The 12,114-nt window shown below is 67.7% G+C and carries 15 protein-coding genes and 2 pseudogenes; 7 read left to right on the top strand and 10 right to left on the bottom strand.

The window, feature by feature from the left end; translation table 11 throughout:
- Positions 1–57 precede the first annotated feature (57 nt).
- Genes V8690_RS05480 through V8690_RS05495 form a run of 4 tightly spaced genes read right to left on the bottom strand, consistent with a single transcriptional unit; the run spans position 58 to position 3,081 of the window.
- Positions 58–732 carry an urease accessory UreF family protein gene (locus V8690_RS05480; RefSeq protein ID WP_338785259.1) on the bottom strand — a complete coding sequence of 225 codons (675 nt, stop codon included), beginning with the start codon at positions 730–732 and terminating at the stop codon, positions 58–60.
- Between the two features lie 9 nt (positions 733–741).
- A complete protein-coding gene (locus V8690_RS05485) occupies positions 742–2,463 on the bottom strand; it encodes an urease subunit alpha (protein WP_338776182.1) in 1,722 nt (573 codons plus the stop codon).
- Positions 2,456–2,767, bottom strand: coding sequence for an urease subunit beta (locus V8690_RS05490; RefSeq protein WP_338776183.1), 312 nt, complete (start codon positions 2,765–2,767; stop codon positions 2,456–2,458). Before V8690_RS05490 ends, V8690_RS05485 begins: the two co-directional genes overlap by 8 nt.
- A gap of 11 nt (positions 2,768–2,778) precedes the next feature.
- Positions 2,779–3,081 (bottom strand): urease subunit gamma, encoded by a 303-nt coding sequence (locus V8690_RS05495; protein ID WP_010041087.1) that lies wholly within the window; start codon positions 3,079–3,081, stop codon positions 2,779–2,781.
- A gap of 488 nt (positions 3,082–3,569) precedes the next feature.
- Here V8690_RS05495 and V8690_RS05500 point away from each other — a divergent pair.
- The 4 genes and pseudogenes from V8690_RS05500 to V8690_RS05515 form a co-directional block, all read left to right on the top strand.
- Positions 3,570–3,685 (top strand): annotated as a pseudogene (locus tag V8690_RS05500) (helix-turn-helix domain-containing protein); the annotation flags it as partial.
- A 3-nt stretch (positions 3,686–3,688) separates the two neighbouring features.
- A pseudogene (locus V8690_RS05505) lies at positions 3,689–4,380 on the top strand (ABC transporter permease); the annotation flags it as partial.
- Between the two features lie 56 nt (positions 4,381–4,436).
- Positions 4,437–5,222 (top strand): Tn3 family transposase, encoded by a 786-nt coding sequence (locus V8690_RS05510; protein WP_338776184.1) that lies wholly within the window; start codon positions 4,437–4,439, stop codon positions 5,220–5,222.
- Between the two features lie 3 nt (positions 5,223–5,225).
- A complete protein-coding gene (locus tag V8690_RS05515; RefSeq protein ID WP_338776185.1) occupies positions 5,226–5,426 on the top strand; it encodes a hypothetical protein in 201 nt (66 codons plus the stop codon).
- A 38-nt stretch (positions 5,427–5,464) separates the two neighbouring features.
- Here V8690_RS05515 and V8690_RS05520 read toward each other — a convergent pair whose 3' ends face one another.
- The 5 genes from V8690_RS05520 to V8690_RS05540 form a co-directional block, all read right to left on the bottom strand.
- Positions 5,465–5,740, bottom strand: a complete 276-nt coding sequence (locus V8690_RS05520; protein ID WP_338776186.1) for a hypothetical protein — start codon at positions 5,738–5,740, stop codon at positions 5,465–5,467.
- Between the two features lie 253 nt (positions 5,741–5,993).
- On the bottom strand, positions 5,994–6,320 hold the full coding sequence (locus V8690_RS05525; RefSeq protein WP_338776187.1) for a hypothetical protein: 327 nt from the start codon (positions 6,318–6,320) through the stop codon (positions 5,994–5,996).
- 1 nt (position 6,321) lies between these two features.
- Positions 6,322–6,801, bottom strand: a complete 480-nt coding sequence (locus tag V8690_RS05530) for a DUF6232 family protein (RefSeq protein WP_338776188.1) — start codon at positions 6,799–6,801, stop codon at positions 6,322–6,324.
- Between the two features lie 131 nt (positions 6,802–6,932).
- Positions 6,933–7,658 (bottom strand): WHG domain-containing protein, encoded by a 726-nt coding sequence (locus V8690_RS05535; RefSeq protein WP_338776189.1) that lies wholly within the window; start codon positions 7,656–7,658, stop codon positions 6,933–6,935.
- A 205-nt stretch (positions 7,659–7,863) separates the two neighbouring features.
- On the bottom strand, positions 7,864–8,646 hold the full coding sequence (locus tag V8690_RS05540) for a hypothetical protein (RefSeq protein ID WP_338776190.1): 783 nt from the start codon (positions 8,644–8,646) through the stop codon (positions 7,864–7,866).
- A gap of 661 nt (positions 8,647–9,307) precedes the next feature.
- On the opposite strand from V8690_RS05540, the gene V8690_RS05545 reads away from it, so the two are divergent.
- Positions 9,308–10,375: a tyrosine-type recombinase/integrase gene (locus V8690_RS05545; protein ID WP_338776191.1), complete on the top strand. Its 1,068-nt coding sequence runs from the start codon at positions 9,308–9,310 to the stop codon at positions 10,373–10,375.
- Between the two features lie 115 nt (positions 10,376–10,490).
- Here V8690_RS05545 and V8690_RS05550 read toward each other — a convergent pair whose 3' ends face one another.
- Complete coding sequence (locus V8690_RS05550) at positions 10,491–10,778, bottom strand: type II toxin-antitoxin system Phd/YefM family antitoxin (RefSeq protein WP_338776192.1); 288 nt, start codon at positions 10,776–10,778, stop codon at positions 10,491–10,493.
- 90 nt (positions 10,779–10,868) lie between these two features.
- On the opposite strand from V8690_RS05550, the gene V8690_RS05555 reads away from it, so the two are divergent.
- Both V8690_RS05555 and V8690_RS05560 read left to right on the top strand, forming a co-directional pair.
- Positions 10,869–11,504 (top strand): ATP-dependent Clp protease proteolytic subunit, encoded by a 636-nt coding sequence (locus V8690_RS05555; RefSeq protein ID WP_338776193.1) that lies wholly within the window; start codon positions 10,869–10,871, stop codon positions 11,502–11,504.
- 7 nt (positions 11,505–11,511) lie between these two features.
- A complete protein-coding gene (locus tag V8690_RS05560; protein ID WP_184981270.1) occupies positions 11,512–11,820 on the top strand; it encodes a hypothetical protein in 309 nt (102 codons plus the stop codon).
- Positions 11,821–12,114: the final 294 nt, after the last annotated feature.

Genomic DNA, 12,114 nt, shown 5'->3' on the forward strand with positions numbered 1-12,114 from the left:
TGCGGCTCCTGCGTTCTTGTCCGACTGATTCGAGTGACGGGAGGAAGGGTGATCTGTCTATGAGGCGAACAGCCGCACGGGCCAGCCCGCGTGTACCTCCGCCCCGATCTCCAGCAAGGGCGCCGACCCCGCCGGCAACACGTCGACCCCCTCGTCGACCACCCTCCGCGCCGCCTCCACCGCCCGGTCCACGACGCGGTCCAGCTCCGGCGCCAGCCGGGCCAGCACCCCCGTCGCGTCGAAGGGATCCAGACTCAGCAACCGCACCGTCGCCGTGGCCGGCCCGCTCACGCTCTCGTACGCCGCGCAGTACGCCGCGTCGACCGGCCCGAGTCCGGCCGCCCGCGCCGCCAGCCCGAGCACCACCGGCTGATGGGCCCCCTTGGGGAACTCCCGGGCCAGTGCGTCCAGTTCGGCGGACGGCCAGGTCGCCCGGGCAGCCCGCATCAGCTGCCGTCCCAGCTTGCGCGCGGCGGCCCGCAGCGCGGGCGAGGGCGTACGGGCGTCCGCGGCACGGTCCAGCGCGACGGGGTCGATCCCCAGCGCGGCAGCCGCCGCGAGGGCCGCCGCCACCGACCCGGCCGTGTGCAGCCGCCCCCGGCAGAAGTCCGCCAGACTCGCAGCTCCCCTGATCCGCCCGGCCTTGACCGCCGCCTCAGCCCCGCCGGAGTGGGCGTGGCCGCCGGCGGGAAAGCGGCCGTCGGCCAGGACGAGAAGTGCCGCACGTGACATCATGACACCTCAGAACAGGAAGTATCGCTGGGCCATGGGCAGTTCGGCCGCCGCAGACGCCTCGACCAGCTCCCCGTCGATGTGCACGGCGAAGCTGTCGGGGTCGACCCGTACCTCGGGCCGGGCGTCGTTCTCCCGCATGTCGGCCTTGGTGACCCCGCGCGTCGACTCGATCGCCACGAACCGCTTCCCGAGGCCCAGCCGCTCGGGCAGCCCGTCCTCGACGGCCAGGGGGGCGACGAAGTTCACGGAATTGGCGGCCGGTGCCCGTCCGATCGCCCCGAACATCGGGCGCGGCAGGACCGGCTGCGGCGTGGGGATCGAGGCGTTGGCGTCGCCCATCTGCGCGTAGGCGATCTGCCCGCTCTTGATCACGAGCTGCGGCTTGACGCCGAAGAACGCCGGCTCCCACAGCACCAGGTCGGCCAGCTTGCCGCTCTCGACGGAACCGATCTCCCGGGCCAGGCCCTGCGCCAGCGCCGGATTGATCGTGTACTTGGCGACGTAGCGACGTACCCGCCGGTTGTCGGCGCGGCCGTCTCCGGGCAGCGCGCCCCGGCGCCGCTTCATCACGTGGGCGGTCTGCCAGGTCCTCATGACGACCTCGCCCACCCGCCCCATGGCCTGTGAGTCGGAGGAGATGATCGAGATCGCGCCCAGGTCGTGCAACACGTCCTCGGCGCCGATCGTGGAGGGCCGGATGCGGGACTCGGCGAAGGCCAGGTCCTCCGGCACGGCCGGGTTGAGGTGGTGGCACACCATCAGCATGTCGAGGTGTTCCTCGGCGGTGTTGACGGTGAACGGCCGGGTCGGATTCGTGGAGCTCGGCAGCACGTACGACTCGGAGACCACGGTCATGATGTCCGGGGCGTGCCCGCCGCCCGCGCCCTCGGTGTGGTACGCGTGGATGCCCCGCCCGGCGATCGCGGCGAGCGTGTCGCCGACGAACCCGGCCTCGTTGAGCGTGTCCGTGTGGATGGCGACCTGGATGCCCGTCTGCCCGGCGACGGTCAGCGAGGCGTCGATGACGGCCGGGGTCGAGCCCCAGTCCTCGTGCAGCTTCAGGCCGAGTGCGCCGCCCCGGATCTGCGACAGCATCGCCTCGTGGGAGACGGTGTTGCCCTTGCCGAGCAGGCCGATGTTGAGCGGGTAGGCCTCCATGGCCTCCAGCATCCGCGCGAGATGCCAGGGACCGGGGGTCACGGTGGTGGCCTTGGAGCCCTCGGCGGGGCCCGTACCGCCGCCGACGAGGGTCGTGATGCCCGAGGACAGCGCCTCGTCGGCGATCTGCGGGCAGATGAAGTGCACATGGGCGTCGATCGCGCCCGCCGTGAGGATCCGCCCGTTGCCGGCGATGATCTCGGTCTCCGGTCCGATGACCAGGTCCGGATGGACGCCGTCCATGGTATCGGGGTTGCCGGCCTTGCCGATCCCGGTGATCCGCCCGTCGCGGATGCCGACGTCGGCCTTGACGATGCCCCAGTGGTCGATGATCACCGCGCCGGTGATGACGGTGTCCGGCGTACCCTCCGCACGGGTGGCACGCGCCTGGCCCATGGACTCGCGGATGACCTTGCCGCCGCCGAACACGGCCTCGTCGCCGGCGAGCCCGGGCCCGCCGGAACGATCCTCCTCGATCTCGACCAGCAGATCGGTGTCGGCGAGCCGGATCCGGTCACCGGTCGTCGGGCCGAACAGGTCGGCGTACGCGGCACGCGAGATCTCAGGCATCGAGGGCACCTCCGGTCTCCCCGCGCAGACCGGGCACGACACGGGCGCCGGTCAGCGGAACGAGTTCGACGTCGGCGGGGATCCCGGGTTCGAAGCGCACGGCCGTGCCGGCGGCGACGTTCAGCCGCTTGCCGCGTGCGGCGGCGCGGTCGAACTCCAGGCCGGGGTTGGCCTCGGCGAAGTGGTAGTGGGAGCCAACCTGGACGGGCCGGTCGGCGGCGTTGAGGACGGTGAGCCGGGTGACCTCGCGGTCCTCGTTGTAGGCAATCGGGTCGTCGGCGAAGAGGATCTCTCCGGGAATCATCGAGACCTCTCTCAGACGATGGGTTCGTGGACGGTGACGAGCTTGGTGCCGTCCGGGAAGGTGGCCTCGACCTGTACGTCGTGGATCATCTCCGGGACGCCTTCCATGACGTCGTCCCGGGTGAGCAGCGTGCGTCCGGAAGACATGAGTTCGGCGACGGTACGGCCGTCACGGGCACCTTCGAGGATGTGCGACGTGATGAGGGCGACCGCCTCGGGGTGGTTGAGCCTGAGCCCACGCGCCCGGCGCTTCTCGGCCACGTCGGCCGCCACGTGGATCAGCAGCCTCTCTTGCTCGTGCGGGGTCAGTTGCACGTCCCACCTCACAGTCCTCGCTCCGGACCGTGCGGGGCCCGGTTGCCGCAGCCCCGGGGAAAAGCCCTGGTGGCGTGGCGGCAGGCTAGTTGGACCGGGTTTCAGACACGTTAACCGAGCTGTGATCCTTCAGGCCGGTGAGCGTTGTCTCGCATGCTCACCATCGCCCGCAGACCTCCGGGGGCATCTCCCCGAACACGGCCATCTGGGCCGCGAAGCCCTGCGCGAAGGCGATCACCACGCGCGCCATGGCGTCGGGGTCGGCGTCCGCCGCGATGAGGTGGGAGGCGGGGGAAGATCCACTCGCCGTTGCGTACCACTCCGGGGCCTGGCTTCCCTCAGGGTCGCGAGGACCTTGGGGATCATCTCGTCGGGAAGCGGCGGCGGACGCTGTCCGGCCGCGCTCTCGAATACGCCGCTCACTTCCTCGAGCACCTCGCCGACGATCGCCCCGATCAGCTCCTCCTTGCCTCGCCCGCCGTCGGCAGATCCTCGACGGCGCCGCACTCTGCTTCGCCCGCAACGGCTTCCACGCCACGTCCGTGCAGGACGGCTGAAGGAGGTCGGCCTCTCCGCCGGTGCCGTCCACCGCTACTTCAGCGGCTTCATGTCCGCCACCCCGACCCGCCGCCTGATCGCGGTAGTCGTCCTCGTGTCCGTCCTCGCGACCCTGGCCCTGTGGGCCTTCGCCTGGCCGGCCGCCCGGACCGCACCGCGCGATCTGCCGCTGGGCGTGGCGGGGCCGCCCGCCGCGACAGCGCAGGTGGAGAAGAGGCTGGAGCGGCGCGAGGGCGCCTTCGAGATTCACCGCTACGCCGACAAGGCCGCGGCCCGGGACACCGTCGAGGACCGGACCGTGTACGGCGCGGTCGTATCACCCCGCAGGGCCCCGAACGCCTCACCGCGTCCGCCGCGGGGCCCGCCGTCGCCCAGTTCCTCCAGCAGGCGGTGACACGGCAGGCCGCCGCCGAGGGCACGCGGGTCAGGACGGTCAACGCCTTGGCCACCCCGGCGAGCGGGCGCGGCGTTCTACGCCGCCGTGCCGCCCCTCGCACTGGCCGGCATCGCGGCGGGCGCGGCGGTGACCATGCCGGGCTGCGCGGTGTCCGGGCCGTGGCCGCGCTGCTCGGCGCGTCCGCCGTGGTGGGCGTGGCCGCGGCCGGGATCGCGCACAGCTGGCTCGGGCTGCTCACGGGCGACTGGTGGACGGAGGCCGCCGTGCTCGGGCTGTCGGCGCCGGCCGCCGGCGGTGCCGTCGCCGGGCTCGCCGCCCTGGTCGGCACCGCCGGCATCGGGATCGCAGGAACGCGCACGCGCGCCTCGACATCTCGCAGGCGTGGGGCGACGGCACCGCCGTGGCCGCCGACGGCACGCACATGGACACCTACCTGGACAACCTGCTCGCCGAGACGTCCGTGCGGTACGGCAAGCCGGGCGGCATCGCCTACCACCACATCTCGGATACCTGCATCGCGCTCTTCACGCACTTCATCCCGTGCGGGGTGTGGGAGGCCGTGTACATCATCGAGGGCCTGCTCAAGAACGCCTCCGAGGTCAAGCCCACCACCGTGCACGCCGACACCCAGGGCCAGTCGCTGCCTGTCTTCACCCTGGCCCACCTGCTGGGTTTCGACCTGATGCCCAGGATCAGGAACTGGAAGGGCCTGACCTTCTACCGGCCGTCCAAGCAGACCGAGTACGTGCACATCGATGCGCTGTTCGGCGAGGCGGGCAAGAACGTCATCGATTTCGACCTGATCGAGTCCCAGTTCCGGCACCTGATGCGGGTGGCCGTCTCCGTCCGCGAGGGCGTCATCTCCTCCGCGACGCTGCTGAAACGGCTACGCTCCGGCTCCCACAAGAACGCCACCTACACCGCGTTCCGTGAGGTCGGCCGTGTGATCCGCACCGTGCAACTGCTGCGGTACCTGACGGACGCGCCGCTGCGCCGGCGGGTGACCGCGGCGACGAACAAGGTGGAGTCGTTCAACAGGTTCTCGCAGTGGGTCGGCTTCGGCAACCGGGGCGTCATCGCCGACAACGACCCCGTCGAGCAGGAGAAGGCGATGAAGTTCAACGCCCTGCTCACCAACGCCGTCATCTTCCACAACGCCCTGGACATCGCCGAGATCGTCCGCTAGCTCTTGGAGGAGGGATGGGAGATCGACCCCGAGGACCTGGCCCACGTCTCGCCGTACCTGACCGAGCACATCAAACGGTTCGGCGAGTACAGCACGCAGGAGCTCGGCATCGAGCCAGAGGCGTACGACCCGAAGCTCGACGTCGACTTCACCCCGCTGCGCGAGCCAGACCAGGCAGCCGGAGGCTACGGCCAAGCTGCCTGATCCGGCCCATCAGCTTCAGCGACAGGAATCAGCACGGCTCAGGGACGTATCTGCTCGATGAGACGGAGGTTGCAGGAGGCGTGGACCTTGCCGTTCTTCGGAAGCACCCAGAAGGAGCCGTCACTGTCTCGTCCCACCACCGTTGAGCCGCGCTTCAGCGAGTCGGAGTCGTAGTTCCTGGCCGCCTTGTGCAGTTCGACGAGTGCCTCCTCCCGCGTCTTGTTCCCGCTCACCGTCCGAGCCTTGACCTGTCGATGCGATGCCAGCCCATCGGCTGTGACCGTCTCCTCTTCGATGATCAACCACGTAGACATCGATCAGCCTCCTTGTGACTGGCGTCGGTGACTCGCTCACGACGAGCGGCGAACTACATCGCGACTTCGACCCGGTCTGCCCGATTCGGCCGCACCCTCGGTGCGAGAGTGGCGATTCCAAGCCGTCGGCTTATCGGGTCGGCGGCTGGCACTGGTTGGCGAACCCATGCAACGCATCAGATCCATCGCGCAGGAGCCCCGGTGATGTCAAGATTCATGGCAGATCCCCCAGGGCTCTGTGACACTCAGTGAGTCAGCTCCCGAGGGCTGCTCTTACACCTTGCACTGCCTCAATCACAGGAACACCAACGGTGCCCACCATCGAGGCGATGCCGGCAATACTCGCGAGCGCCCGACGTACAGCGCCATTGGGGGAACTCGGCTCCGCCTCGATCGTCTCCAGCGCGTCATCAAGGACCTGTTGGTCCTCCTCGGGAACGTGCTCTCGCAAGAGCCGCACTGCCTCAAGCAGCGTCTCCAAATTCGCCCCGGCCTCGGTGGGCGCCTGGCTCTTAGCGATACCGATGTTGTGGTCACCGTACTGCGTGACGGAGTCGCCGATATGGAAACTGTTGCTCACTTCACCCAGCCTGCTTTCCGATGTTGTGGCCGCCGTGTTGCGTGATTTTGTCGCCAATGTGCAGGTTCTCGATCTGAACATGGAATTCCGTGTTCGGGTCGCTAATTGCTTCCGTGATCTGCTTGTTGAGGGCGTGTACCTTAATCCAGTCGGTGCTTGCAATGACAGTCTCTGCTGTGCTGGGCGTCTCGATGCCCAGCACGTGGACGTCTGGCGTGCGCAGCCTCTTCACTAGCACGACGACCAGTATGAGAAACACGAGGACCGAGACGCTTGGCGCCAGTTCCTTCAACGTCTGACTAAAAGTCTCGCCTGCTGTCACCGAAATGACCATGGCAACAAAAAGCGCGAGGACAGATTTTACGAAGCTCTTTACGCTGCCCCCGCGATCGGCTTCAATGACCTGGCGGCGAGTGGCCGTTACGTTCCGCAACGGATAAGCGTCCGCCCCGATCCAGAGCACTTGATTTTCGATCTTCACATCGACAAGGTCAGTTCTCCGAGTCACCGACGAACTCCCTTTCAAGCATTACCGTGTGGTCCCCTTGGTGTACGTACGTACTTAAGTGCAAGTTCCGACCCTCCCTGTAACTAATATCGGCGATTCAGGGCTTATCTGGTCGGCGGCTGGTACTGGTCTTCGAGACCCATGCCACGCATCAGGTCTTGCATCAGCAGCTCGAACATGGGCTCCTGGTCGGAGAAGAGGGGGGCGAAGTGCCCGAAGACCTCCAACGCGATTTGGCCGTAGAGCGACCGCCAGCAGCTCAGCATCACCACCATCGCGCCGGGGGGAAGGTCCACGCCGGTGTCTGCTCGGTAGTCCTGCATCTGCTGCCGTAGACGGGGGTCCATCTCATCCTCGTCGAGGACCGGGAACCGGCATTCCGCCCACAGCTGCACGAAGATCGGACCCCAGACGGCGGCGAGTCGCCGCACCCAGGCGCTGGTCAGCTCGGCGTGGGCGTCACCAGCAACGGCGGATGGCGTGCCGAACAGCAGGTTGAATTCGGGCTGGTGCGTAATTGCCCAGGTTCGGAGCGCACGCACTGGCTCGATCAGCCGCATCGCGAAGTTGTCTCTGGGATAGGAATCGGCTGCGGACTGAAGGGCTTGTACCAGATCATCGACGATGTCCTCTGAGACCTGGTACACGATCTCTGGCAGTCCGCCCTCGAAGTGGTGGTAGAGCGCAGCAGGGGTTACACCGACGCGTCGAGCGATCTCGGCAAGAGTGAGGGCATCGATGCCGTGGTGAGTGATGATGTGGCGAGCGGCAGCTCGCACCTCCGCGGACATCTGAGCTCGCATCCGTTCCCGGCGCTTCGGTGTCTCCATTCGCTCGGCCCTCCTTACACCTTGCGCTCAGGGAGGACGCTACGTCATCGCATGTCCGAGAAGTCGATGTGGTTGTCGAACGCGGAAATCCGCCCGCGGACCACGAAGTGCCCTGAGCTTCGACTGGGCTAGGCGGTATAGGTGCTGACGGCGCCGAGGACTACCGGTTCCTCAACGACCGTTGCACTCCCTGTACAGGACGCTGCTATTGCCCGGAAGCACTGGATGGGAAGAGCGATGTCTGGCTGCACCTGGGGTCCTGTGATGAGAAATTGTCCCAGTTGACCTCAGGACACTCGTCTGGATGGAATTCGGCGAAAAGGACCCGATGAGTCCAGCGCCATCTGTCGCCGAACCGTTCCATGTAGCTGTACGACGGTTCCGCAGCGCTCTGCCCTGCCTGGGCAAGCTCTGCCCATCTTCCTCTTACCGTCACCTTCTGCAGGCTGCCGGAACCAGCGTCGTTCAGCGTTGATGACTCCGAGCTGGCGAACAGTTCACCGACCGCCTTGGCGCACGTGTCCGGGGTTGTTTCCTCCAGTTTTGCGCGGTAGTCCACAGACATGAGGGCGCACACGGTCTCCCCGTCGCCCTTCCGCACCGCCTCGGACGTGGCGGCCCAAGTGTCGCGTACGCCCGCTTCGCCCGGCTGAGCTCCGATCTCAGAGACGGAGTCTCCGTCTCCCTGCGTGGCCCAGTAGACACCCCCGCCCGTTCCGGCCACCAGAAGGATCACGATCGCGATCCACCAGCGGCCGCGGCCGCCTTTCCTTGTCGTGTGATGCGTAGTGGTGTTGATGTCCCGGCCCGCGACCGTGCCCGAGTTGTCCCCGCCGATCGATGGGCCGGTTACCGGATTCGTGATGTCCCGGCCGGCCATCATCGCCCCGTCACCCGCGGTGAACATGGTGGAGGGAGGATGCACAGGAGGCGGCGGCACGGGCCGTGCCTGATCGGGCTGGGCGTTGAAGTCTGGTTTCTGTGTCATGAGTTGGCGCTCTCCTCTCCAGCTGTTACGTCGCGAAGATCAGCGCCGGAGAGAACGGAGCCATCACCCGCAGCCATGTGCACACCATCACCGGCGTCGACCTGCGAGGAGCCATCACGAGGCACTCGGGCATGTGACCGCTCGATGCTTCCTTGAGCGAGGAGCGAGCCACGACCGGCGCGCATTGTGATGACCGGGGGTGAGCTGTTCGGAGCCCGCAGAAGGATCACCAGCGGGACCACAGCAGAGATGACACCCGCGATCGCTCCGCAAACGCTCGCCACCTGATCGGCCTGATCCAGATCGCCAAGGAGTGCCCAAGCGGTGAGCCCCACGGCCACGAGCGTCCCCAGGCACACCAGGACCCCGCACAGAATGCGCTTCCGCATCTCTTCTCCCCGCGTGCGCAACCATTCTGACTAAATGGGCTTTAGAAAGTAGCGCACATTTAAGATCCTTTCTCTAGTTGCGCGCACTGAGAGGGCCACCTTGGCGTGAGCATTCTGTGCGTGCCGCAGTAAATGCCGGATTTACTGCGGCAGTGCCGATACCCTCCCCTCGGCGCCCCTCCAGCGACCTTGGATGTTCGATCTCGCACCAGGATCGCGATGCGGGGTGAGGTGTACGCATTTACTGCGGCAAGGCTGAAAGGGGCGGACGGGTGGCAATCGAACGGGCGGCCGCGCCGGAGAACGGGGGCGCATTACGGTTGCCGCGCGCCCGGATCGTGCCGCTGTCCGCCCAGCCCCCGTCATACGACGCTGCGGTCGAGCGGTACCTCACCGGCGCGGGCATCGCGAAGTCCTCCGCACGGATCTACCGCATCTCGCTCACCACCTGGGGATGGATGCTGCGCGGCGAACCGGCACCGACCGGGCCAGCCCGCCGCGGCGCCAAGCCCGCACCTTTCGAGCTAGCCGCGATCGACGACCCGGAACTGCCGCCGGCGCTCGCCGAACTCGCCGCGGCGCGGGCCGACGAGATGGACGCCGACACCGTCAACCGCGAACTGTCCATCGCGCGCAAGGCGATCGGCTGGTGGCAGGCCCAAGGGTGGATCGAGGCAGACCCCACGATCGGGATCGAGCGTCGCCCGGCGCCGCCGGACCGTACGAAAGCACTGTCCAAACCTCAGATCACCGCCCTATGGCAACTGGACGCGTCCGTACGGGAGAAGACGTTCTGGAAGCTCCTCTACGAGAGCGCGGCCAGAGCAGACGAGATCCTGTGCCTGAACATCGAAGAGCTGTTCCCCTCTGACAAGCGCGGACGCGTCGTCTCCAAAGGCGGCGCCATCGAATGGATCCACTGGCAGTCCGGCACCGCCCAGCTCCTGCCCCGCCTCATCGCCGGTCGCACCCACGGCCCGCTCTTCCTCACCGACCGCAGAGCCCCTGCCCGCACCCCGAGCCTGGACATCTGCCCGGCCACCGGCCGCGCGAGACTGTCCTACCGCCGCGCCGAGGAAATCTTCGAGGAGGGCACCCGCCTGCTGGCCAACCCTCTCGCCAGCCCCGACGACTTAGACGAACTGGAGGGCTGGACGCTCCACCGACTCCGCCACAGTGCGCTCACCCACGACGCGGAGGACGGCACGTCCACGCCCATGCTGCTGGCCCGCTCACGGCACGCGTCCGTGCGGTCCCTGGAACGGTATGCACGGCCCGGCGTCGACGCGGTCGCCCAGCACGTCGCCGAGCATGACCCAGCCGCCCGCCGCCGTAGGTGAACCCGGGCACTCAAGGCTTCAAGATCACCCCGTGGCCCCTTTTGGGCTTGTCTCGGCGATCCCCCTAGCGGACGAGAGTGCACGGTTTCCGTCTGCCCGGACTCCGGACTCCGGGCTACGTCGGGTCGGCCCCCCGGTGCTCCGCCGCGATCCCGAAGCGCTGCCGCTCGCGAGCAGCGGACGCGACCTCGCGGACCGTGGAGACCGCGCTGATCACCTGTTCCTCCGCGGATTCCGCGAGCTCCTTGAGCTCTTCGAGTCGCCGCAGGTCATCGGCTGAGACAAGGGCGACGAGGGGCTTGCCGTGCCGGGTGACGACGACGCGTTCACCGCCGTACACCACGCGGTTGATCAGGTCGGCGAGTTCAGCCCTGGCTTGCGTCACCGGAATCTCGTAGGCCATGCAGCCATCATAACGTCACGTACGTCCTGTACATTTTTTACAGAGACAGCTGTCGCCGGAGACGGCTCTGCCCACGAGGAGGGGTTCGCCATGACCCGACCGTCCGCCCGTTACGTGCTGCCCGAGTTCACCGAACGCACCTCGTCCGGGCAACGGACGATGGATCCGTACTCGAAGCTGCTGGAGGGGCGGATCGTCTTCCTCGGGGCGCCGGTGGACGAGACCTCGGCGAACGACGTGATGGCCCAGTTCATGTACCTCGAACACCAGGCCCCCGACCGCGACATCTCGCTCTACATCAACCCCCCCGGCGGCACCTTCCACGCCTTGACGGCCATCTACGACACGATGCGGTACATCGCCTGTGACGTGGAGACGGTCTGCCTGGGCCAGGCCGGCGCGGCCGCCTCGGTGCTGCTGGCTGCGGGCACGCCCGGCAAGCGATCCGTGCTGCCGGACGCCCGTCTGGTGATCCATCAGCCGGCGCTCCCCGAGCCGGTCCACGGGCAGGCCAGCGATCTGGCGATCCAGGCCGACGAGTTGACCCGCATCCGGACCCGGATGGAGGAGATGCTCGCGCGACACACGGGCCGCACCCGGGAGCAGGTCAGCGCGGACATCGAACGCGAGAAGGTCCTCACCGCCCAGGAGGCGGTGGAGTACGGGCTGGTGGACCGGATCGTCCCCCACCGCAAGGCCACCCTGGCCCCGCCGACCGGAGAGTGAGCCGCCGGTGCTCCCGCCCGAACTGCCGCCGCTGCCCGCGCTGACCCGCGCCGAGGCGGAGTTGATCGACCGTTATCTCGACGTCGTCGACCTGCTCGGCCGGATCAACCCGGCACTGCCCGGCGACACCTACCGCGGACTGCGCGCCGCCCAGGCCCTGGTGGGCAAGGCGACCGCGCTGCGTGACGCGCTGACCCTGATGCACCAGCGGGGTGAGACGGAACTGCACGCCGGCACCCTCGCCCGGGCACTTCGGGTGCTGGACGGCGAGCGGCGCACGGCCCGCCTCACCCTCCCCCCGGAATCCGTCAGTTGACACGGATCCGTCGGCCCGGACGCCCGCCCCGTCGACGGAGCGTTTGGGCCTGAGTCGAAACGGACCAAACGACGTACCCCTGTTCGGAGTAGACGGGAGTCCTTTTTTCGGGCCGTCACAGTTGCGCAACGCGGGTAGCCGGAGAGCGGAATGGGACATTCCATCCCTGGTCCGGCGGCCCGCGGACCTGTGGACGGTGGCTCGAACACAGACGTGTCCACCCGAACGGGTGAGTGGTGAGTAACAACACAAACCCCCGGTTCCGTTGGGATTTCCGGACATCCATGAGCCAAG

Source organism: Streptomyces sp. DG1A-41, from assembly GCF_037055355.1.
In the GTDB taxonomy this organism is placed as follows: domain Bacteria; phylum Actinomycetota; class Actinomycetes; order Streptomycetales; family Streptomycetaceae; genus Streptomyces.